This is a genomic window from Xanthomonas sp. LMG 8993 (assembly GCF_009835065.2).
GTDB lineage: Bacteria > Pseudomonadota > Gammaproteobacteria > Xanthomonadales > Xanthomonadaceae > Xanthomonas > Xanthomonas arboricola.
Genome location: NZ_QVIF02000007.1, coordinates 244,024 through 265,288, shown reverse-complemented (window position 1 = coordinate 265,288; position 21,265 = coordinate 244,024). Strand labels below are relative to the sequence as shown.

At 65.6% G+C, this 21,265-nt stretch carries 19 protein-coding genes; 2 read left to right on the top strand and 17 right to left on the bottom strand.

Features of this window, described 5'->3' with window-relative positions; translation table 11 throughout:
- Nucleotides 1-438 precede the first annotated feature (438 nt).
- Entirely contained in the window at nucleotides 439-1,095 is a 657-nt protein-coding gene (locus DYQ94_RS14700) for an HNH endonuclease (RefSeq protein ID WP_039815122.1), read from the top strand.
- A gap of 368 nt (nucleotides 1,096-1,463) precedes the next feature.
- The gene (gene dxs, locus DYQ94_RS14695) at nucleotides 1,464-3,380 is read left to right on the top strand and encodes a 1-deoxy-D-xylulose-5-phosphate synthase (RefSeq protein ID WP_160954491.1); all 1,917 of its coding nucleotides are present in this window, start codon (nucleotides 1,464-1,466) and stop codon (nucleotides 3,378-3,380) included.
- Between the two features lie 136 nt (nucleotides 3,381-3,516).
- Here dxs and DYQ94_RS14690 read toward each other — a convergent pair whose 3' ends face one another.
- From DYQ94_RS14690 to DYQ94_RS14610, 17 genes are all read right to left on the bottom strand, one after another.
- Entirely contained in the window at nucleotides 3,517-4,773 is a 1,257-nt protein-coding gene (locus DYQ94_RS14690) for a glycosyltransferase (RefSeq protein WP_160954475.1), read from the bottom strand.
- Nucleotides 4,763-5,374 (bottom strand): hypothetical protein, encoded by a 612-nt coding sequence (locus DYQ94_RS14685; RefSeq protein WP_160954474.1) that lies wholly within the window; start codon nucleotides 5,372-5,374, stop codon nucleotides 4,763-4,765. The genes DYQ94_RS14690 and DYQ94_RS14685 overlap by 11 nt, the downstream gene beginning before the upstream one ends.
- Complete coding sequence (locus tag DYQ94_RS14680) at nucleotides 5,352-6,506, bottom strand: glycosyltransferase family 21 protein (RefSeq protein ID WP_160954473.1); 1,155 nt, start codon at nucleotides 6,504-6,506, stop codon at nucleotides 5,352-5,354. The genes DYQ94_RS14685 and DYQ94_RS14680 overlap by 23 nt, the downstream gene beginning before the upstream one ends.
- A complete protein-coding gene (locus DYQ94_RS14675; protein WP_126966001.1) occupies nucleotides 6,497-7,456 on the bottom strand; it encodes an NAD-dependent epimerase/dehydratase family protein in 960 nt (319 codons plus the stop codon). Before DYQ94_RS14675 ends, DYQ94_RS14680 begins: the two co-directional genes overlap by 10 nt.
- Nucleotides 7,453-8,301, bottom strand: a complete 849-nt coding sequence (locus DYQ94_RS14670) for an MBL fold metallo-hydrolase (RefSeq protein WP_065031736.1) — start codon at nucleotides 8,299-8,301, stop codon at nucleotides 7,453-7,455. The genes DYQ94_RS14675 and DYQ94_RS14670 overlap by 4 nt, the downstream gene beginning before the upstream one ends.
- A 35-nt stretch (nucleotides 8,302-8,336) precedes the next feature.
- A complete protein-coding gene (locus DYQ94_RS14665; protein ID WP_160954472.1) occupies nucleotides 8,337-9,368 on the bottom strand; it encodes a 3-oxoacyl-[acyl-carrier-protein] synthase III C-terminal domain-containing protein in 1,032 nt (343 codons plus the stop codon).
- Between the two features lie 135 nt (nucleotides 9,369-9,503).
- The gene (locus DYQ94_RS14660; RefSeq protein WP_160954471.1) at nucleotides 9,504-10,523 is read right to left on the bottom strand and encodes a TraB/GumN family protein; all 1,020 of its coding nucleotides are present in this window, start codon (nucleotides 10,521-10,523) and stop codon (nucleotides 9,504-9,506) included.
- A 92-nt stretch (nucleotides 10,524-10,615) separates the two neighbouring features.
- Nucleotides 10,616-11,077, bottom strand: a complete 462-nt coding sequence (locus DYQ94_RS14655; RefSeq protein WP_126965999.1) for a cupin domain-containing protein — start codon at nucleotides 11,075-11,077, stop codon at nucleotides 10,616-10,618.
- Between the two features lie 35 nt (nucleotides 11,078-11,112).
- Entirely contained in the window at nucleotides 11,113-11,907 is a 795-nt protein-coding gene (locus DYQ94_RS14650) for a WecB/TagA/CpsF family glycosyltransferase (protein WP_104576018.1), read from the bottom strand.
- Between the two features lie 4 nt (nucleotides 11,908-11,911).
- Nucleotides 11,912-12,706 (bottom strand): polysaccharide pyruvyl transferase family protein, encoded by a 795-nt coding sequence (locus DYQ94_RS14645; protein WP_039522111.1) that lies wholly within the window; start codon nucleotides 12,704-12,706, stop codon nucleotides 11,912-11,914.
- 36 nt (nucleotides 12,707-12,742) lie between these two features.
- Nucleotides 12,743-13,942, bottom strand: coding sequence for a GumK N-terminal domain-containing glycosyltransferase (locus DYQ94_RS14640; RefSeq protein WP_126965998.1), 1,200 nt, complete (start codon nucleotides 13,940-13,942; stop codon nucleotides 12,743-12,745).
- A 64-nt stretch (nucleotides 13,943-14,006) separates the two neighbouring features.
- Entirely contained in the window at nucleotides 14,007-15,491 is a 1,485-nt protein-coding gene (locus tag DYQ94_RS14635; protein ID WP_160954470.1) for a lipopolysaccharide biosynthesis protein, read from the bottom strand.
- 17 nt (nucleotides 15,492-15,508) lie between these two features.
- Entirely contained in the window at nucleotides 15,509-16,558 is a 1,050-nt protein-coding gene (locus DYQ94_RS14630) for a glycosyltransferase (RefSeq protein WP_126965996.1), read from the bottom strand.
- On the bottom strand, nucleotides 16,555-17,697 hold the full coding sequence (locus DYQ94_RS14625) for a glycosyltransferase family 4 protein (RefSeq protein ID WP_126965995.1): 1,143 nt from the start codon (nucleotides 17,695-17,697) through the stop codon (nucleotides 16,555-16,557). Before DYQ94_RS14625 ends, DYQ94_RS14630 begins: the two co-directional genes overlap by 4 nt.
- A gap of 67 nt (nucleotides 17,698-17,764) precedes the next feature.
- Nucleotides 17,765-18,853, bottom strand: coding sequence for an acyltransferase family protein (locus tag DYQ94_RS14620; RefSeq protein WP_126965994.1), 1,089 nt, complete (start codon nucleotides 18,851-18,853; stop codon nucleotides 17,765-17,767).
- Nucleotides 18,854-18,866: 13 nt separating this feature from the next.
- Nucleotides 18,867-19,958 (bottom strand): acyltransferase family protein, encoded by a 1,092-nt coding sequence (locus tag DYQ94_RS14615; protein WP_104568279.1) that lies wholly within the window; start codon nucleotides 19,956-19,958, stop codon nucleotides 18,867-18,869.
- Nucleotides 19,955-21,241, bottom strand: a complete 1,287-nt coding sequence (locus DYQ94_RS14610) for a polysaccharide biosynthesis protein GumE (protein ID WP_160954469.1) — start codon at nucleotides 21,239-21,241, stop codon at nucleotides 19,955-19,957. The genes DYQ94_RS14615 and DYQ94_RS14610 overlap by 4 nt, the downstream gene beginning before the upstream one ends.
- Between the last annotated feature and the right edge of the window lie 24 nt (nucleotides 21,242-21,265).

The window sequence follows — 21,265 nt, the reverse complement described above, 5'->3', positions numbered from 1 at the left end:
ATTCCGCCGCCGTCGTAGGAGCGGACCTGGCCGCGACGAGGCAGTACCGATCGGCAAGACCTCGCGCCCGGGTGCGCTCCTACGGCAACACCGCAGGATTTCCGCCGCCTTCGTAGCAGCGGACCTGGCCGCGACGAGGCAGTACCGATCGGCAAGACCTCGCGCCCGGGTGCGCGCCTACGGCAACACCGCAGGATTCCGCCGCGGTCGTAGGAGCGGACCTGGCCGCGACGAGGCAGTACCGACCGGCAGGACGTCGCGCCCGGGTGCGCTCCTACACGGCTAAGCAAGGCCTGCAAGGCGTCAGAACATGGTTGCGCAGCGTGGCGGCCGGGGCGTCTGCGCGGAGACGTGCCGTCCGATGATTGCAAGACGCGCATCAAAGCCGTTCGCTGCGATACACAAACTGTCAACGATCGGGTATAAGCTGTTTTCCCGATGGAGACAGACACGCACGCAGGTGATGTGATCTTCCCCGGAGGCTCTTCTGCTCCGGTCGCGGGCAGCGCTGTCGCTGCAATCCAGCAACTTCCCACCTTGCGCCTGCTGTCGCTCGATGCGCATGGCCGCGTGCTGGACTGGATCAATTGGCAGGACGCCGCCTGTCTTTACGCACGCGATGCGGTGTCCTGGACGCTGGGCGAGCCCTGCATGCAGATCCATGGCGGCATCTCGCGCCTGACCGGCGAGCGCAGCGTGCTGGAACTGCATCCCATCATCGCCGCACGCGGGCACGCGCGTTCGCGTGCGCTGGACCCGACGCCGACCCTCAGCAACACCGCCCTGTTCGCGCGCGACGCGCAGCTGTGCATGTATTGCGGCCAGCACTTCAGTCGCCCGCAGCTGACCCGCGATCACGTCATGCCGGTCTCCAAGGGCGGCCGCGACAGCTGGGAAAACGTGGTCACCGCCTGCTTCCAGTGCAACTCGCGCAAGGCCAACCGGACGCCACAGCAGGCGCATATGCCGTTGCTGGCCGTGCCGTACCGGCCGAGCTGGATCGAACATCTGATCCTGTCCAACCGCAACATCCTCTCCGACCAGATGGCGTTCCTGCGCGCGCAATTGCCCAAGCGCTCGAAACTGTCGCTGTAGTCCGCCATACCGGCGCGGCGTGATGTTGCAAGCGCCAAATACGACCGTTGGCAATGGCCGATCGAGAGAAAGGCATCGTCGACAGTATCGAGCGATCGGCCCACGACGGCGCATTGCCTCGCATGGCCTCGTACCCGTTATCCCCTGTGCACCGGCTTCATCCGCGAGCCATACGACGGCCAGGCAACCCTGACCTATCCCCAGGCCGCTGACCCAGGTGCGGCAGATTGCCGCAGCCCTGGAAACCCGGCGCGCCCGCCTGCGCTGCCAGCGCGCTCGGCCATCACTTCCCGCTGACAGCTGAACCGGTTTGCTTGCCGGGCCTTCGCATGGGGAGGACAATACGGCTTCAGAACATTGACACGATGATGATCGACTCCACCCGCTATCCGCGCCTGTCCCGCATCCAGACCCCCGACGATCTGCGCACTTTCGACGAGGCCGATCTGACCGCGATCGCCGAAGAGCTGCGCGCCTACCTCATCGAATCGGTGGGCAAGAGCGGCGGGCATTTCGCGGCCGGACTGGGCGTGATCGAGCTCACCGTCGCCCTGCACTACCTGTATCAGACCCCGGTCGATCAGCTGGTGTGGGATGTGGGCCATCAGACCTATCCGCACAAGATCCTCACCGGCCGTCGCGACCAGATCCACACGGTCAAGCAAAAGGACGGCGTGGCGCCGTTCCCCAAGCGCGAAGAGAGCGTCTACGACACCTTCGGCGTCGGGCATTCCTCGACTTCGATCTCGGCCGCGCTGGGCATGGCGATCGCCGCGCAGCGCAGCGGCGACGAGCGCAAGGTGGTGGCGGTGATCGGCGACGGCGCGATGACCGCCGGCATGGTCTACGAGGCGCTCAACCACGCCGGCGGTATGGACCCGGAGCCGAACCTGCTGGTGATCCTCAACGACAACCGCATGTCGATCTCCGAAGCGGTCGGCGGGTTGACCAAGATGCTGGGGCGTGCCAGCGGCAGCCGCACCCTCAACGCCATCCGCGAGGGCGGCAAGAAGATCCTCGGCGACAAGAAGAACAACCCCACCGCGCGCTTCGTGCGGCGCTGGGAAGAACACTGGAAGGGCATGTTCGTGCCGTCCACGCTGTTCGAGGAAATGGGCTTCCACTACACCGGCCCGATCGACGGCCACGACCTGCCCGGCCTGGTCGGCGCGCTGAAGACCCTGAAGACGCTCAAGGGCCCGCAGCTGCTGCACGTGATCACCACCAAGGGCAAGGGCTACGAACTGGCCGAAGGCGACCAGATCGGTTACCACGCCGTGGGCCCGTTCGATCCGAGCAAGGGCCTGGTCGCCAAGGCCGGCGCCAAGAAGCCGACCTATACCGATGTCTTCAGCGACTGGGTCTGCGACATGGCCGCGGCCGAACCCAGGCTGCTGGTGATCACCCCGGCGATGCGCGAGGGCTCGGGCCTGGTGCGTTTCAGCAAGGAATATCCGCAGCGCTATTTCGACGTGGCGATCGCCGAGCAACACGCGGTGACGCTGGCCGCCGGCATGGCCACCCAGGGCGCCAAACCGGTGGTGGCGATCTACTCCACCTTCCTGCAGCGCGGCTACGACCAGCTGGTGCACGACGTGGCGGTGCAGAAGCTCGACGTGCTGTTCGCGATCGACCGCGGCGGCGTGGTCGGCCCGGATGGCGCCACCCATGCCGGCAACCTGGACCTGAGCTTCCTGCGCTGCGTCCCGCACATGGTGGTGATGGCGCCGGCCGACGAGGCCGAATGCCGTCAGATGCTCACCACCGGCGTGCATTACGAAGGCCCGGCGGCAGTGCGTTACCCGCGCGGCACCGGCCCGGGCAGCGCACTCGATGCATCGCTCACCAGCCTGCCGATCGGCAAGGCGCAGCTGCGTCACAGCGGCACACGCATCGCCCTGCTGGGTTTCGGCGCCAGCGTCGATGCCGCAGAAGCGGTCGGCCGCGAACTCGGTCTGACCGTGGTCAACATGCGCTTTGTCAAACCGCTCGATAAAGCCATGCTGCTGGAGCTGGCCAAGAGCCACGAAGGCTTCGTCACCATCGAAGACAACGTCGTTGCCGGCGGCGCCGGCTCGGGCGTGGCCGAGTTGCTCAACGCAGAAGCGGTCACCATGCCGATGCTGCACCTGGGCCTGCCGGACAGCTTCCAGCATCACGCCAGCCGCGAAGACCTGCTGGCCGAGGCCGGCATCGACCAGGCCGGCATCCGCGCTGCGGTGCTCAAGCGCTGGCCGCAGCTGATGGCAGGCAAGCCGCCCGCGTTGAATGCCGCTGCAGGCTGAGGCCTGCGCGGGTCACACACGGCGGCAGTTGCGGCAGGCGGGTGCAAAACCGCCTGCCTGTGTCGGCAATGACGGATGCCGCGTGCTGACGCCGATGTAATGACCCGCAACACGAGCGATCCCGCGCGATGACGCACTAGACCTGCGGCACCGCCCCGGTACGCGCAAACGCCTCCACCAGCCGCAGGATGCGCGCCTGCGCATCGATGCCGTGCAGCTCCGTCTGCAATCTGCGCACGCCTACTGGCAGCTCGGTGGCAGCGAGTGCCTCGCGCAACAGCGCAGGCAGGCCGTCCAGCTCGCGCAGCCACCACGACGCACCTGCGCTGTGCAGACGCGCGGCATGGTCGAACTGATCGTAATCCAGCGGGTAGACGATCGACGGCAAGCCCGCGGCCAGGCAGGCATACAGGATGCCGGCACCGCCATGGTGGACCACCAGCTCGTAGCGATGCAGCTGCTGCGCGTAGTCCACGTACGGCAGGCGCTGGTAGTTGCCGTGCGTCTGCGCTGGCGGCGCGGCGGTATCGCCATCGCTGAAGTGGAAGATCACCTGTGGAAACTGCAGCGCCACCGCACGCAGCACCTGGTCCATCCGCTGCTTGACCCATTGCAGATGCGTGCCTAGCGTCACCAGCACATGCCGACGACCGGGGACGAACTGCGGCGGCGCAACCGCCGCGGGCGGCGTGCACAGCTGCGGCCCGACGAAGCGCACCGCCGCCGGCCAGCGCCGCGCCAACTCGAACGACGGCAGCCCCAGGGCCAGGATGCAGTGCGGCGAATACACCGCCTCGCTGCGATCGCTGCGATAGATCGCCGGCAATCCGGATGCGCGCATCTGACGGCGGTAGCACAGGTGCAGGCTCCGTTTGAAGCCGCGCGTCAGCCGCCGCGCCATCGCCTGCCAGATCCGCTGCGCTGCCGTGGATGGCGGAAGCAGGCCGCCGAAATACGCCGGAGGCCCGTCGCCGGTTTCGATCACGCATGGCGACGGCATGCTGGTCCACCAGGCGATGCCCATCGCCTGCGCCGCCAACCCCGCGCTGGGCAGGGTGAAATCGGCGATCACCAGGTCCGGCCTCCGCTCGCGCCAGCGCTGCCGTACCGCATCGCCCACCCGCGCCATCAGGCCAAGCGCGCTGTGCAACTGTCGGCGCAGCCGCAAGGGATTGTGGCCTACCGCATGCGGTGGATTGGCGATATCGAGCAACTGCCGGTCGGCTTGTGCATCCAGCACGCTGACCGCGCTCAGTCCGCATGCACGGATGCGCGCCAGTGCCGCCGGCGTGCTGATGACCTGGACATCGTGATGTGGCGCCAGCTGCCGGGCGATCGCCAGGATCGGATGCAGATGCCCGCTATACGGCGGCGCAATCAGATCAATGCGCATGTTCCCTCCCCTGCACTGCCTGCTCGACCTGCGCGATGAAGGCCTGGCACTCGGCCAGCACTGCCGCATCGCGCAGATAGTGCAGATGCCCGCAGGCAGGCGTCAGATCGGGCGCACCGGCGAACAGCGCACGCGAGATCCAGTCGCCGCTGCCCTGGACCACGCGCAACTGCCCGAACGCGGCAGGCGCATTGCACACCGGGCCATAGGCGAACACCGCAAGACGCGTGCGCAGCGCCTGCGGCAGCCGTAAGGCTGTCAGCAGCTGCAGGCCACAACTGCCGGCCAGCAGTACCGTCGTCGGCGCCTGCTCCAGCAGCGCCACCACGCGCATGCGATCTGCATCGGCAACGCGTGCGGCGCGCGCGGCCAGATACTGGCGCGCGTTGGACACGCTGGCACGCCACAGCGGCATGTGCCGGTAAGTTGGACTAGCGGAGCGATACGGATAATTACAGTCGATCAGCCGCCGGCCCGGGCCTTGCAGCTGCTGCAGAAAATGCTGCTGTTGCATGCTCAATGCGCAACTCTCCGGATCGCTTTGCCCGGTGAGGAAAGCGATCTGCAGGCTGGCGCCGTCAGTCCGCACGGAAACGCCCATCCGGCAACACGCGATAACGCCGGGTGCGCCAGCGGATCGTGCGCACCAGCGCCGCATGCAGCAGATGCAGCAGCTGCAGGCACTCCGCAACGACCGACAGCAGCGGACGGTGGCGAACCGCACCGCTCACCCGCCATTGCACCAGGCACAGCAGCAGCGCACGCAGCAGCACGGTGCCCAGCACCCAGGCCAGCGCCGGCCAGCTCGCCTGCACGCAGGCACAGGCCAGCAAGGCCAGCAGCAGCAACGGCGGCAGCCCCTGCAGCACGCCGATCGCCGAACGCACGCCCACGCTCTGCCGACGCAGCAGGATCAACGCGAACAGCATCCATCGATGCATCTGGCGTGCGTAGCTGGCCAGATCCGGCATCGCGGTGCGCATCGCCACCGGTGCGACAGATTGGCGGAGTCGCCCGCCGCGCTCACGCACCAAGGTGGCAACGGCCAGATCGTCGGTGAGCTGCTGCAGTAGCGCAGCAAACCCGCCCCAGGCACGCAGCTGCTCGGTACGCGCGGCATAGCACATGCCGTTGATGGTCAGCGGCGCGGCGAACGGCAGCCAGCCCAGATAGGTCAGCGCCGCGTTGTTGTTGACGAACTGCGACAACAGCCGGCCTGGCAGCGTGGTGCTGTCCTGGTAGTACGGCAGCGCGGTGACCATATCGGCGTCGGTCAGATCCTGCAGCAGGCGCACGAGCGCGCTGGCGCTCAGCTGTGCATCGTCGTCGAGGATCAGGCTGATCGGCGCGCGCACATGCGCCAGCGCGTGCTCGAGCTTCCAGGCCTTGGGGTTGATGCCGGCTGGCGCGGCCGGCACCCGCATGCGCTGGATGCGTGCATGCGGATGCAGCGCGACCAAGGCATCGGCAACGCTGTTTCCCGGGATGTCGTCTGCATCCAGCAACCAGACAAACTGCGCGTCCGGCAGTGCTTGCAGGTTGGCCGCAAGCACCTGCTGCAAATGCGCATCGCCCCCCAGCACCGGCTGCAGGATCGCCACCTCGGCCGGGGTTGCGCTGGCGCCCCCCGCTGACAGTGCGCGTGCACCACGCAGCACCCACAGCACTGCAGCCGTCTTGACCATCAGCACCGCCAGGTAGGCAATTGCCACTATCGGAACGACTACGCCCACTGCGCCGCCTGCCAACGCACGAATGCCTCGATGCCTTGCTCCAGACTGACGCTGGGCGGCCCGAGATCGGCGAGCGTGCGTCGTGGGTCGAAGGTCTTGGAATAGGCAAACGCGCCCACGCCGAAGCGCGTGATCGGCGGCTCGCCGCGCAGGCGCAGCACGCGATACGCCGCTTCCACCACGCTGGCCATGCGCAGTGCGGTGGCGATGCGCACCTCGCGTTGCGGCAGCGGCAGCTGCAGGCGCGTGAGCAGGTCCAGCAGCAACTGCTGCAGATCCACCGGCTGCGCATTGGTGAGGTTGTAGGCCGGCTGCAACTGCGGCGCGGTCGCAGCGCGATAGAGGTAATCGCACAGCGTATCGATGTAGATCAGGTCGCCGATCACCGGCTGCGTCTGGCCGACGAAGCGTGGCAGCGCCCCCTTGCGCGCAGCGGCGATCACGCGCGGGAACAGCACCGTGTCTCCCGGCCCGAACACCGCACGCGGGCGCAGCACGGATTTGTCGCCCGGATACTGCTGCAGCAGCGTTTCGCCAAGGTATTTGGTCTGCGCGTAGGTGTTGACGAACGCCGGCCCGATCGGGCTGTCCTCGCTGAGGTCGTATTGATGCTCCTCGCGATAGAACACCGAACTGGACGACACATACAGCAGACGCGGGCAGCCATGGCGCTTGCAGAAGTCGATGACGTTGGCGGTGGCCTGGACGTTGTGCAACTGGAACTGCGCACGCGTGCCCCACGGCGAGGCCAATGCCGCAGCGTGGATCACCACATCCGGCTGCCACTGCAACGAGAACGGCTGGCTCAGATCGATGCGATGGTAGTTGGGCAGATCGCTGGCGCGGCGCCCGATGCCGTGGATCTCCACACCCGGCTGCCCCTGGAAACGTCGCAGGAAGGACCCACCGACAAAGCCGGATGCACCGGTCACGAGAATACGCAGGCTCATCGCCACTCCGGTTGATAACGGTCAAGGCTGGGTTGGCAATGCGACGGCAGGATGGTCAACTCCGGGTGTGCATGCGACAGCGCGTGCAGCTGCTGCACGGTGCGCCGGAACGCGCGCCAATCGTGCATCAACAAACGTGTGGGCCAGGCAGGCCACTGCAGCGCAGACCAGGTCGCCGACGACCACACCGCGTCGGCGCACAGCAATACCTCGCGGTCGTGTTGATCGCGCAACCACAGGCCCATCTGCCCGGGCACGTGCCCGGGCAACGGCACGGCCAGCACGCTGCCGTCCTCGAACAGATCGTAGGCCGCGCCCAGCCCTTGCCAGGCGCCGGTCAACGCACGCAACGGCGCCTGCTCGGCAAACTGCAGGCGCCGATCGAAATCCTCGGGGAGCAGCTGCGGCAACAAGGCACGCCGCAGTCCGCCGAGGCGCGAACAACTGCGCAGCTGTTGATAGTCGGCACGCAGGCACAGGAAGCGCGCGTTGGGCAGATCGCGCAGACCGCCGACATGATCGGCATGGAAGTGCGAAATCAGGCACCAGGCGATCTCCTCCAGCTGCACGCCACGGCGTGCCAGCTGTGCGCCCAGCGTTTCGTGCGCGGGCAGGTGCACCGGCGTGGTCCAGCGATACAGGCGCTCGGGCCAGGGATCGGTCGCGCGGAAAAAATGCTCCGCATACCCGGTGTCGTACAACAGCGCGCCGCGCTGCGGATGCCGGATCAGCACGCTCAACGCGGGAAATTCCACCGCATGCCAGTGGCCGTCCGCACGCACCATGCGCTCGCAGTGGCGGCAGTGGCCGATGCGCAGCAACTCGAGCGACACGCGCGGCGGCATCAGGGCGCGACCTGGTCGGAACATGCGCACACGCCCTAGTACCGCAACACCATGCCGCCGATTGCCAGCCCGGCACCGGTGCCGAGCAGCGCAACCAGATCGCCACGCTGCATGCGTTGTTCGATCCGGGCGTGATGCAAGGCATGCGGCAGCGAGGCGGCGACCTGGTTGCCGGTGGCCTGCAGGATGCGAATCACCTGATCGGGGCGCAGCCCCAGCGCCTGCACCACATGATCCAGGCCGCCCCCGGAGGCCTGGTGCGGGACCAGGCAGCGCAACGCTGCCGTGGTGGTGCCGGCCTCGCCCAGCAACCATTCCCAGAATGCAGGCAGATGGCGCGCGGCGAACCGGTAGGCGCCGCGCCCATCCATGCTGAAGCTGCGCAAGGCTTCGGGCGACTGTTCTTCGCCGCGCGGATAGCGGGTGCCGCCGCCGCGAATGCGGCACAGCTCCGCGCCATCGCCGTAACTGGACAGGCGGCTGGACAGCAGTGCCGAGCCGTCATCGGCGGCGCTGCGCCCCACGACCACCGCGGCCGCGCCATCGCCAAACAAGCCGGCGGTGGCCGGCGTCGATGCATCCAGCCCGCCCGATGCCACCTCGCTGGAAACGATCAACACGCATCGGTAGCGCCCGAGCGCCAACGCATTCGCGGCCATGTCCAGCGCCACCAGAAAGCTCAGGCAGGTCGCATTGACGTCGAAGGCCGGAATGCCCGAATCGCCCAGCCCGAGCGCGCGCTGGATCAGCACCGCCTGGCAGGGAATTGGCTGCTCCATGACGCTGCAGGCCGAGATCAGGCAATCGACCTGACCGGGGTCGATGCCCGCGCTTGCCAGCGCCTGGGTCGCCGCCGCCGCACCCATCGACGAAGCCGTCTCGCCCTCGCCCACGTAATGGCGCGTGGCCACTCCCGAGCGCGCGAAGGTGGTACCTGCCGGCAGCTGCCAGCGTTGATCCAGCTGTTGCGAGGTCACCTCCGTGGCGGGGACATGGCGCCCGGTGCCCAGAATGCGCAGCGGCAATGCGTTCAACACGGAGGTCTCGTTGGACAAGGCGCGCAGCATACCGTGGCTGGCGTGGGCCGAGCCGATCGATCGCCGGAGTGCGCCATGCGTATCGCCTGCCTGCGAGGACGGCGATCGGTCAGTCGATCGCCACCTCGTTCCAGACCACAACCGCCGGGCAGTCGTGCCGACGTGTCAAGGCGCTTCCACCGCATATCCCAGTGCCTGCAACCGCGCCAGATAGCCATCGGCTGCGGTCAGCCGGCTGATCGGCAGCACCGCGAAGGTGCTGCGATTGCGTTGCAGCGCGGTGGTGGCGATGCTCAGCCAGTGCTCGCGCATGCGCCGTTCCAGATCGTCGATGCCGCGCTTCCTGGCGGCGCCGGAACTGGCCATGGCGCTCATGCAGGCGGCCTGGGGATCCTCGCGTGGCAACTGGCGCAGTGCCTCGATGTCGCCCACCGACCAGGCGTTGGCGCGCTCGACCATCGTGGGCAGGTCGCGCTCGACGGTGACCAGGATGCTGCGGAAGCACGCGGTATCGTCCATGCCGCCGGCACGGAACTCCTTGATGGCCTGCCGCGGGTCGGCGATCTTGTAATCCAGCGCGGTGGGGGTCGGCTTGATCCCGGCGCGCTTGGCGGCACGCTCCACCACCGACCAGATCACCGGCGAGCGCGCCAGGCCGGAGCGTTTGATCGCCGCCTGATACAACTCGCCGGCGGCAAGCATCGGGCGCTTGCGCTCCACCCCACGGTCGCTGCCGAGATAGCGTGCCTTGGCAACCGACCAGCGCGCATACAGATCGGCCGGCAGCAGCTCGCGCAGTTCGCGGCCGTCCTCGTTCTTCATCGCCTTCATCGCCGAGGGCAACAGGGTCAGTTTGCCGAAAAACCCCATGTCCGCATCGATCTGGACGGTTGGGGCCATCAGCACCTGCTGCGACTGACCGATGATCGTCTCCACCTCGGCCGACTGCCACTGCAGCCGCTTCGGCAGCGGCGACACGGTGCCCAGGATCCACAGCACATGATCGCCCTTGCTGACCTTCCACAGGCCTGGGCCGGGCTGCACGCCGCGCACCACCATCGCTTCCAGATCGACCACGGCCGGCGGCGATGGCGCGGCTGGCTGCGGCGGCGTGCCATCGCTGGCCGACGCCAGCAACGCCACCAGCATCATTCCCATGCCCCACCCCGCCCGCTGGCCTTGCATCACGTCTCGCCCCCTGTGTGAGAACGCGGACACTACGCCAAGCCGGCCATGGCCGCGTTAGGGAAATGTTCGCCGCCGCAGCCGCGGATGGCTCAGCGTGGATCCAGGCTGGCCAGGTGCGCAGCCAGTGGCGAGCCGCCGTCGAGCAGCGCGAATCCTTCCCAGATGAATCCCGGCGAGACCGTGCAGCCCACCAGGGTGAAATCGCCAAGCGACCGCGCCGCCTGCCAGCACCCTGCCGGCACCACGTGCATCGGCTCGCCGCGCTCGGCGGCATCCAGGATCAGGCGTTGCAGCTGTCCGCTGGCCTCGTCGTAGATCGACAACTCCAGCGCATCGCCCTGCTGCCAATGCCAGCTTTCTTCCGCATCGACGCGATGCCAGGCGCTGCATTCGCCGGCAGCGAGCAGGAAGCGGATGGCGGTCAACGCCGGGCGCGGTTGACCGCCCTCGCTCACCTGGCGCACGGACGCATACACGCGACGGAAATGCCCGCCCTCGGGATGCGGGGCGAGTTCGAGCGAATGGATCAAGCTGGCGGCGGTCGGATGCATGCCTACATGCTAAGCCAGCCAACGCCGCGCATGCATCACGGCAGGTGCTTGCCCGCACGCAGACAGGTGCGGAAGAACACCAGCAGATCCCAGCTATAGCGCTTGAGCAGACGACGCGGCTCGTTGAGCAGCCGGTACATCCATTCCATATGCAGGCGCCGTACCCAATCCGGCGCACGCTTGGCGGTGCCGGACAGGAAATCCAGCAACGCGCCGACCCCGAACACCAGCGGCACGTTCAAGGCGTGGCTGTGATCCAGGATCCAACGCTCCTGCAGCGGGTTGCCGAAGGCCACCAGCAGCACATCGGCGCCCGAGCGATTGATGCGCTCGGCCAGGCCCTCGCCGGCGGCGGCAAATTCGCCGTAGCCGTCGCACATGCCGACCACCTGCTGGCCCAGGGTTCCAGTCAAGGTCGCGGCAGCGGTCTTGCCCACGCCCGGACGACCGCCGAGCAGGAAGAACTTGAGCGGCTGCGCGGCCTCGCGACACAGATACGGAATCAGGTCGGTGCCATTGAGGTTGCCGGCAAAGCGGCGGCCATGGATCAGGCGTGCTGCCAGATCCATGCCGATGCCGTCATTGACGATGCGCACGCTGGGCTCGCGCATCCGCAGACGCAGTGCCTGGCATTGCACGATGAAGTTGGTGTTGGCGAAAAACACCCGGCGTGGTTGCCGGGCGGCCAATGCGTGAAACAACTCCAGTGCAAACGCTTCCTGCGTGGTGGAGAGCACCGGAAATCCGCCAAGCGGAATCACCACGCCCTGCGGCATTCCCGTGTTGGCGGTTGCTGTCGTCTCCGTATCCACCTGCCGGCCCTGCATCATCGAATCACCAAAGGTCGTAAGGAAACGCGGCCAGCAGCCCGGCCTGCAGTTTTTCAAGATCGAAATCGCCGTTACCGCCAAGCTTCAGGCACTCTTCCACACTGTTGCCCGAGTGCCACTGCATGCGTCCGGTGCCGTTGTAGTAGTCGTCGTACTTGAAGCGATCCTCGCCGTTGCCCCAATCCAGGTACACCGCCGGAATCCCGTACGCCTCGGCAAGAATCAGCCCGTGCAGCGAACTGCTGATCACCAACTCGGCGCCCAGCAACGCACTCATGAAGGTCGCAGGCTTGACGTTGGGAAACACCAGATGGTCCGCGTACGCGCTGTACTTCTCGACCGGCTCGTTGAAATGCGGAACGATGGCAAAGGGGCGCTTGTTTGCCGTTCCCAGCGCATCGGCGGGGAAAAACATCGGTGTCAGCAGACCGGGGTCGCCATAGACTTCCGGCACCGCGATTCCGCGGTCGAGCAGGAATTGACGCGTCTTCGGACCACGTACTGCACGCACATCGAGCGTGCTGAAGGTATTGCGCTCGGCGGGAATCTTGCCGTTGATGCCGCTGCCCCAGACGGTGTCGCCGTCCTTGGCAAAATGCAGCACCGACCCGATGGCGATCAGTTTCTTGCTGAGATCACGCTTCTCGATCAGCGTCTTGTCCTGCAAGGAGAGCACACAGGACACAATCACCTTGGACAGATGATCTCCCATGTTGACGCCAGCGTTCTTCGGCTGCCACCAGAACAAGGCACGGCGTTCCGCATGTTCGATCCATTTCTGCAGCAAAGCATTGGCCATAACGAGCAGTCTCCTTCTAAAGTTGGGTGCGCTACATCAGTGCGAGAGCGCGGCCTCCGAAGAAGCACGCACCGCTGCGCCATCTTGCTGTGGGTACAAACGGGTTCCCGGATACGCACCTGGATTCAGTACGCGGTCGGTGGTGTCGGACCAATTCAGGCATTGGCGGTAACGCACGCGCGGTGCTTCCAGCGCGCGACTGATGGCCGCAATGACCGACTCACCGTTGCCGGGAGTGTAGCCGAAACGCGATTGATACGGCCCCACGACGGCATTCGGACACACCGCAGGCAGGCCGAAGAAATCGTATTGCAGCAACTTCATCGAACTATCGGCCAGATACACCGGCACCTGCTCGGATGCGTAAGGCGCGATCCCGAAACGGGCGTGCTTAATGTAGCCGATGGTCTCGGCGTGCTTCATCTCGCCATAGACGACCACGTTGTCGCCATAGCCGGGATGCCGGCCCATGCCCGAGCCGATCACATGGAACGTGACCTGTGGGAACGCCTTGCTGGCAACCACGAAGAAGTCCGGATCGAACAACATCGAGCCCACCGCGACCGCATGGATGCCCTCGCCATACGGCGACGGGTCGCCCAGCTGATCCAGGTTGTGATCCACACCGTGGCCGACGTGATACACGTTGTCGCGGCTTGCCACTTCCTCCGCCATTGCCGGCGACACCAATGCGATCACATCCAGCGTCGGTGCAACCCGATCGAACTCACGCTCGATATAGGACGCGACATTGATCGTGCTCAGACCATCGGAAGCGCGATAAACCAGCTTCGCTGCCGGATTGACGCGCTTGGCCAGCTCGATGAAGGCCACCGCGATACCGCTTTCGAACACGATCACGTCCGCCTCGCGCATCCAGTCCAGCAACTGGCGTGGCGGATGCGCGGCATACCAGCGGAACATCGCATCTTCGACAGAACGCAGCCAGGCGCGGCGCGTGTTGAACGGATGCACCGTCGTGCGCCACAGATAGCACTCCACGCCCTTGTGCGACACCACGGTGTTTGCGGTGTCGTCCAGCGGCAGCCGCATGTCGCCCTTCATGCGCGATAGCCGGCTATAGCGCAGCGAGAAAAACCGCGTGGTGCCGCGCAGCGCGAGTTGATCGGTGATGAAGTGGATATTGGCGCGCCGTGGCGTGCGGTAATCGTGGGCGGACAAGACCAGATAGCAAGGCCGGCGAATGCCGGAAGCGGCGGCGGGTGTATCGCTCATGGGCCGTGTCCTATGAATGAGTGGGAGAAAGCATGCAAGAACGCAGGCGAAGACGATGTCGATCTCATTGGCGTGCCTTGGCCTGCTTCAGCAACTTGCGGATGTTGAGGATGGCAACGACATCGCGGCGGAACGCCGGCCAGATCGCCAACGCCAGCAGACAGACCGCCGCCATCGTGGCCGCACCAACGGCCAGCTGCTGCCACAGCGGGCCACCGACGGTGATGGATGCGTAATACGCGCACACGCCCGCCACGCCGTACGCGGTCATCGCGCGCACCGCATTGGTGAACAGTGCAACCACCGGTGCGTCGGAGATCTTGCCGACCCAGACCAGCGACAACGGCCAGGTCACCAGCAGGCCGAATGAATAACCGATCGCCACGCCCATCGCGCCCCAGCGCGAGCCGACGAAGATGCAGCCGATCAGCACGATGCGGCTAACCAGCGAGAACAGCAACTGCGCGCGCATCAGGCCCCTGGCAAGAAACACCCAGTAGGTTGCATAGGACGCGGTCTGGAAAATACCGCCCAGCGTCAGCACCTGGAACAGGGGCACCGCCTCGCGCCACTGCTCGCCCAGCACCAGCACGATCAGCGGCATGGCCAGCGCGCAGGCGAAGGCGAACAGCGCAACGATCAGATGCACCATCACCGTCTGCCCGCGCAGCAGGAAGGCGCTGAAGCGTTCGCGGTCGTCCTGCAGCTGCGACAACACCGGCAACGCCACGCTGGTGGCCGGCGCGTTGATCTGATTCAACGGCATCATCAACAGCTGAAACGCACGGTTGTACAGGCCCAGTGCGTCCGGGCCGGTGCGCCAACCGATGATGACCTGGCCAACGTTGCGGCTGGCATAGCCCAGCAACTGCGCAGCCATCAGGTTCCAGCCGAAGCTCATGAAGTCGCGCATCGGCGCCGAACGTTGGTACCCGCCCGGCAACCAGCGTGCACAGCTCGCCGCGATGATGAAATTGACCACCGCCTGCACCACCTGCTGTACCACCAGCGCCCAATAGCCCCAGCCCAGCAAGGCGGCAGCGACGGCCGCGCCCAGGCCCAGCACCTGCGATCCCACATCGCTGAGCGCGACTTGGCCAAACCGTAGCCCACGGCTCAGATGCGCGCGGTACTGCGTGGTCATGCCGTTGATCAGGAAGGTCACCGCCAGCGCCTGGGAGATCGTCACCAGCGCCGGCTCCTTGTAGAAGTTGGCGATCACATGGGCAGAGGCGTAGACCATCACCGACAGCGACAAGCCGATGCCGCTGTTGATCCAGAACAGGTTGTCGCGCTGCTCGCGGCTGACATGCTTGGCCTGCACGGCAGCGGCAGACAGGCCGAAATCGCGCAGGATCTCGGCCGCACCGACAATCGCGGTGACCATCGCCATCAGGCCGTAGTCGTAAGGCGTGAGTAGGCGCGCCAGCAGGATGATGCCGCCGAACTGCACGACCATCTTGGCCGACTGGCCGATCATGGTCACCGCTGCGCCGCCGGCGGCGCGCGAACCGAGGCTGCGCTGTGGCGGCGGCGTGGGGGAATTCATCGTCGGGATCTCTGCGGTCACAGCGCGGCGTCTCCATCCTTGCCGAGCGCTTCCAGGTAGGTGCGGTAGTGCAGCTGTCCGATCCGTGGCCAGTCGCGTTGCGAGAGATCCGGTGCAGGGCCGCGCGGCGCGGCACGCACCTGGTCCAGCATGCCGGTCAGCAGCGCCGCATCGAATTCGCCGTCATAGAGAAACACCCAGCCCGGCCCCACTTCTTCGGCAATCGCCGCATTGGATTCGCTCCACGGTGCCAGCACCGGGCGCGCCAGCGACAACGCCAGCAACAAGGTGCCGGAGTTGTGCATCTGCCGGTACGGCAGCACCACCAGCTCGGCCTCGCTGACTTCGCGTGCCAGCACCGGCTCTTCGACATAAGCCAGCAAGGCACTCACACGCGGATCCTGCGCGCAGGCCTCCTCCACCAGGCTGCGCATCTGCGGCGTGGCCGGGTTGCCGACAATACGCAGCTTCAGGCGCGGATCGTCGACCTGACGCATCACCTCCAGCAGCGTTTCCACGCCCTTGTACGGGCGGATCAGACCGAAATGCAGCAGCCGCCCCGGAACCGGCGTGCCTTGCGGCATCTTTGCAAACCACTCGCGATAATGGCCGTGCAGGATGGTGTCAGTGAATGGCGGTCGCGGCGGCGTGGTCGCGTTGATGCGGATCCAGCGACGCGTCAGCCGATCGATCCAGCGCAACAGGCCGCGCTCGCGCCAGCCGCGATCCTCGTGCGGTGCCAGGTTGTGCAAGGTGCGCACCACCGGCGTGCCGGTCAGCTGCAGCTTGAGCAGCAACAGCGCCGCACACATCTGCTTGGCCAGGGTGCCGATCGCGCTGGGATGGCGCAGCAGATATTCCGGCCAATGCAGATGCAGCACGTCGTAGCGCGACAACAGCGCATCGCGCATCGAAAAGAAGCGCGGCTGCACTGCAGCGGGCAGCGATGCGTAAAGCTGGGTCAGGTACGGATTGGTGCTGGCATTGGGCTTCTCGGTGGAGAACAGCACGGTGACCTGCGGCTGCGCGGACGCACGCGCACTCGCTGCCGATGCAGGCGCGCTCATCGCACTGCCTCCTGGGTACGGCGGGTGCCCAACGCGGTGTGGTATTCGTCGACGTAGCGCCCGACCACATGCTTCCAGTCGTAGCGGCTCACATACGCCATGGACGCTGCACGACGCGTATCGAAATCGGCATCCGCCTGCAGCGCTAGCGCCTGTACCTGGTCTGCGGCCGCGTCGATCCGGTCGCGGTTGACGATCACGCCCTGCCCCGATTCGCTGGCAAGACGCACGAACGGCGGGATGTCGCTGAGGATCGGAATCAGGCCGGCACTCATCGCCTCGACCGCAGCGATGCCGAAGCCTTCATGGCGCGACAGGCAGACGAAGAACTGCGCCTGCTGCATCAGGCTGCGCAGCTGCTCCTGCGACGGCGACATGCTGAGCTGGACCTTGTCCTGCAAGCCCCGCTCGGCGATCGCCTTGCGCAGGTCGGCCTCGTTCAAATCGTATTCGCGCCCGGCAATGATCAGGCGCCACTGCGGATCGCGCTGCAGTACCGCCTGCAGCAGCTCCAAGGTTTCGATCAGGCCCTTGTTCACCGACCAGCGGCCGAAATACATCATGGTCCGCCCAGGCGTCGCTGCGCCCTGCGCTGCGTATTTCTCCACGTCCACGCCGTTTTCGATCACCCGCAAGCGCGCCGGCGACACCACCTTGGCGAACAGCTCGCCGTCGTTCTCGCTGGTGGCGATCACCCGCGCATACGCCAATGCCGAAGTGCGGGTGAGCGTTTGAAACCATAGCTGCTTCATCCGCGAGGCATACGCGGTGTGGAAGAAGCCGCCGTGCGTGGACACCACCATCGGCTTGCCATGCAGCGGCCTGGTCAGCGCCAGATAGTCGTAGAAAAAATCGATGCCGTGCAGGTGCACCAGATCGGCCGAGCGGATCGCGCTCAGCACGGACGGCGCCAACGGATAACGCGACGAGCCACGATAACCGATGCGTCGGATCGGCAAGCCCTGATACATCTCCTGCTGCGCAAGCTGCGCGCCCGGATCGGTAAACACCCGATCCAGCGTCACGACCTCCACCGTATCGGCACTGGTGGCCTGGTGTTGACGGGCCACATTGAGAACGACTTCCTCCATGCCTCCGATCGAAGGATGGAATTGGCGGACGACATGCACCACTTTCATTACGCCAATCTCCTGTGCCAGCGACGCAGACACATCTGCATGCTCGGCTGATCATTCTGGAAGCTCGTCATTTGCGTTTCAATCCCAACATCCACGGTGCAACGCGCACCAGCACCGCGCGCATCGGCACACTGACCGCGACAGCGAACGCGCTCAGGCCCATCGCCCAGGCCGGTGTGCCGATCAGGCTGCGAGCGATCACACCCGTTCGTGCCACCACACTGGTGAGCACCAGAAACACCAATGTGTGCGTGCACAGGATCAGCAAGGTATTGCCACCGATCCACTGCAGCCAACGCCACTGTCGGACGAAATACGCCACGCACAAAGTCATTGCGGTACCCAGCAGGCTGACCAGCAGGAACACCGCGGCGGAATGCCCGAACTGCAGATTGTTCACATCCACTTGCCCGTTCCATCCGGCCAGCCACCACCACGCTGCTGCCAGCACCGGCAGTGCCAATGCCCATGCCGAGGCGCGAAGCGCGCGCAGTGCATCGGCGTAGCGCGACAGCCATCCGCCCACGGCGATGAAGAACAGCGCGACAGGCAATACATCCAGCGCCAACGGAAGCCGCAGGTGCAACGACGGAAACCAGCCTGCCCATGCCAAGGCGAGCAACAAACTGACTGCCGCCAGGGCCGCCGTCGTCAGGCGCGTGCGCAAGGCGATATAGGCCAGCGTAGAGACGAACAAGGCCGGCAGGAACCACAACGCCGGAAGCACGTACAGACGCGTCCCGTTGGCCCAGAACAGGCCGATAAACGGATCCCACCACGGCAGCACATGCGATGGATGCGCCGCGCGGCTGGTCACTCCCATCAGCAGCCAGCAGGCGTAGGCCACCAGGAAAAACGCGACATAGGGAACCAGCAACGTGCGCGCCAACTTCGCAATCGTCGCCACCGTCATTGCGCGGTGGCCGAAGCGCTCGCCGACCCAGCCGGACAACACGAAAAACAGCGGCACATGAAAACTGTAGGCGAACAACTTGTAGGCGGCCGGCATGCCGTTGGCATGCCCCAGCACCACCAGGACGATCGCCAGCGCCTTTGCTGCATCGATCTGCCAATCGCGGGTCAATGCAGGCGCCGGCGCAGCCTTGGCACCCAGACCGTCGTGCCGGGCCGCGTTGGAATACGGTGCGGTGGTCATGGCGCAGCGCCGCTCATGCCGCCACCGGGCGGGCACCCAGGGTCCACGGCGCAAAACGCATCAGCAACCAGCGCAGCGGCACGCACGCGAGCAGCGCAAACACCGTCACGAACACTGCCCAGCCCAGGCCCGGGCGCGAGGCAGCGAATCCGCCAGCCAGCGCCGCCACACCGGAGAGCACGAAGAACACCAGCATATGGGTGCACAGGATCAGCAAGGTATTGCGGCCGATCCACTGTATCCAGGCCCAGCCCTGCACCAACCGTGCGGCACAGATCACCATCAGTGAGCCGAGTACTGCGCTGACCACAAACCCGGCGTGGTTGCGGCCGAACTCCAGCATGTTGACGTCGATGCGGCCGTTACGATCGGCCAGCCAGGCCACCGGCAACGCCAGCAGCACCGTCGCCAGCGCGCTGACTGGCAAGGAGCTCGGCAGACGTGCGGAAACGTGGATCAGCAAGGCGCCCAGCGCGTAGAAACACAGCGACACCGGTAGAACGTCCAGGCCGAAAAAAAGCCGTACCTGCTGGCCCGGAAACCAGCGCATCCAGCACCAGGCCAGGATCAACGACGCCACCGCGATCACCACCGGTGACAGCCAGCGCCGCAGTACTACATAGCTCAGCACCGTCACCAGCATCACCGGCAGGAACCACAGCGGAGGCTGCACATACAGATCCGGGCCGATGCCGGTGAACATCGCCACGATCGGCTCCCACCACGGATGGCTGCCCCAGCGCGCCGCCTTCTCGCCGATATTGCGCGTCAGCAACCAGTACGCGTAACCGAGCAGATAAAACGTCACATACGGCAGCAACAGGCTGCGTGCCTGCTTGCTGATGGTCTGCGGCAAGCCGGTGGTCCGCGACGCATAGCCCGCCGCCAGCCAGCCGGACACCATGAAAAACAGCGGCACATGAAAGCTGTAGGCAAACAACGTCATCGCATGCGGCACGCCCTTGGCGTGGCAGAACACCACCAACAGAATCGCCAGGGCCTTGGTGGCATCGATACGCGGGTCGCGGCTGCGCCCGCCGGTGGCAACGGACGCACCGACGACCGGTGCCACCGGTTGTGGTGCTTGCGTTGCCGCCACACTCATCGCGTACCTCCCGCGGGCAGTGGCAATCGCGCATCCTCGTCGGCCGGATCCTGTCTGGGCAGCTGCGTAGCACTGGTAGCAGACCAGGTCGGCCGCATGTGCCACAGGCAGCCGCACACAAACCACCACAATGCCGACGTCTTGATCGAGAAGTAGCCGTTGGACACCAGCAGGCTCAGCGCGAACGCAAAGATCGCCAGGTTCTTGAACAACTGCCCTTCCTTGCTCGGCATCAACAACAGGAACGAATACGACAGCAGGAAGGCGAGCACGCCGACGATCGACTGCGATGCGATGAAGTAGGCAATGCCGCTGTCGAAGTAACGGTACGCCTGCGCAAAATCCAGGCCCATCCACGAGTTGAAGGACAGGTTGTTCATCGAATTGACGGTGAAGAAGATCCGGCCCATCGTGTTGTCCTGATAGGCCGTGATCCCGGTGATCCACACCAGCAACCACGCCGTCATGATCACGAGCAGGAAGACCAGGAACGCCAGCCGTTGATCCAGGCGTTTCAACAGCGGCGACAGCAGCACCATCAGCACGCAGGTGCCCGCCGCAAGTCGGCCGTCGGAGGCCACGACCATGAAACCGATCAAACCGACCGACAGGATCAGCATCGCCGGCCGCATCCAGCGCCAGAACACCAGCACGATCGCGGTAAAGAAGCAGATGTAGTTACCCATCGTCACCGGCTCGATGAACATCGAGGAGGCGCGGGGAAGATTGGAGCCCGGCAGGAAGTTGCGCTCGCCCGGTCGCGTGGCGCTGACGAACAGGTTGCTGTCTTCGTTCCAGAACCCTTCCGCGCTCATGCCGCGCGCGTTGACGAAGAAGCTCTTCGGGTTGACCAGATCGCCATAGGCGCTGGGCATCGCCAGTTCGAACGCCGCAACCAACGACACGATGATGGTCATGCGCACGAACAGCTTGGGCACCGACCCGGTATAAGCCGAACCAAGCACCACGAACGCAAACACCACCAGCGCGTCGCGGAAGAACTTCGGATCGATCTGCCAGTTCACCAGGAAGCGCACGAACATCAAGGTGACGATCAGCCCCAGGCCGCTGATGATCAATGCAATGCGCTTGCGGCTCATCGAACCCAGGCCGAGCAGGAAACACGCGGCGTAGACCATGAACTCGACTGCGTAAGTGATCACCGGACGTACGGTGAACACGTTCGCGTTGATCAGCGCCAGCAGCAGGTTGTAACCGACGCCGACCAGCAGCGTCAGCTCGATCAGCAGGTTGTGCCAGCGAACGCGGGCCTCGTCGCTCATTCGGATCAGCATGCAGACGCCTGC

Excerpts from the sequence above, each read along its gene's own strand:
- DYQ94_RS14700 (WP_039815122.1), top strand. The coding sequence starts at position 439 with ATGGAGACAGACACGCACGCAGGTGATGTGATCTTCCCCGGAGGCTCT.
- dxs (WP_160954491.1), top strand. The coding sequence starts at position 1,464 with ATGATCGACTCCACCCGCTATCCGCGCCTGTCCCGCATCCAGACCCCC.
- DYQ94_RS14690 (WP_160954475.1), bottom strand. The coding sequence starts at position 4,773 with ATGCGCATTGATCTGATTGCGCCGCCGTATAGCGGGCATCTGCATCCG.
- DYQ94_RS14685 (WP_160954474.1), bottom strand. The coding sequence starts at position 5,374 with ATGGGCGTTTCCGTGCGGACTGACGGCGCCAGCCTGCAGATCGCTTTC.
- DYQ94_RS14675 (WP_126966001.1), bottom strand. The coding sequence starts at position 7,456 with ATGAGCCTGCGTATTCTCGTGACCGGTGCATCCGGCTTTGTCGGTGGG.
- DYQ94_RS14670 (WP_065031736.1), bottom strand. The coding sequence starts at position 8,301 with ATGCCGCCGCGCGTGTCGCTCGAGTTGCTGCGCATCGGCCACTGCCGC.
- DYQ94_RS14665 (WP_160954472.1), bottom strand. The coding sequence starts at position 9,368 with ATGCTGCGCGCCTTGTCCAACGAGACCTCCGTGTTGAACGCATTGCCG.
- DYQ94_RS14660 (WP_160954471.1), bottom strand. The coding sequence starts at position 10,523 with ATGCAAGGCCAGCGGGCGGGGTGGGGCATGGGAATGATGCTGGTGGCG.
- DYQ94_RS14655 (WP_126965999.1), bottom strand. The coding sequence starts at position 11,077 with ATGCATCCGACCGCCGCCAGCTTGATCCATTCGCTCGAACTCGCCCCG.
- DYQ94_RS14650 (WP_104576018.1), bottom strand. The coding sequence starts at position 11,907 with ATGATGCAGGGCCGGCAGGTGGATACGGAGACGACAGCAACCGCCAAC.
- DYQ94_RS14645 (WP_039522111.1), bottom strand. The coding sequence starts at position 12,706 with ATGGCCAATGCTTTGCTGCAGAAATGGATCGAACATGCGGAACGCCGT.
- DYQ94_RS14640 (WP_126965998.1), bottom strand. The coding sequence starts at position 13,942 with ATGAGCGATACACCCGCCGCCGCTTCCGGCATTCGCCGGCCTTGCTAT.
- DYQ94_RS14635 (WP_160954470.1), bottom strand. The coding sequence starts at position 15,491 with ATGAATTCCCCCACGCCGCCGCCACAGCGCAGCCTCGGTTCGCGCGCC.
- DYQ94_RS14630 (WP_126965996.1), bottom strand. The coding sequence starts at position 16,558 with ATGAGCGCGCCTGCATCGGCAGCGAGTGCGCGTGCGTCCGCGCAGCCG.
- DYQ94_RS14625 (WP_126965995.1), bottom strand. The coding sequence starts at position 17,697 with ATGAAAGTGGTGCATGTCGTCCGCCAATTCCATCCTTCGATCGGAGGC.
- DYQ94_RS14620 (WP_126965994.1), bottom strand. The coding sequence starts at position 18,853 with ATGACCACCGCACCGTATTCCAACGCGGCCCGGCACGACGGTCTGGGT.
- DYQ94_RS14615 (WP_104568279.1), bottom strand. The coding sequence starts at position 19,958 with ATGAGTGTGGCGGCAACGCAAGCACCACAACCGGTGGCACCGGTCGTC.
- DYQ94_RS14610 (WP_160954469.1), bottom strand. The coding sequence starts at position 21,241 with ATGAGCGACGAGGCCCGCGTTCGCTGGCACAACCTGCTGATCGAGCTG.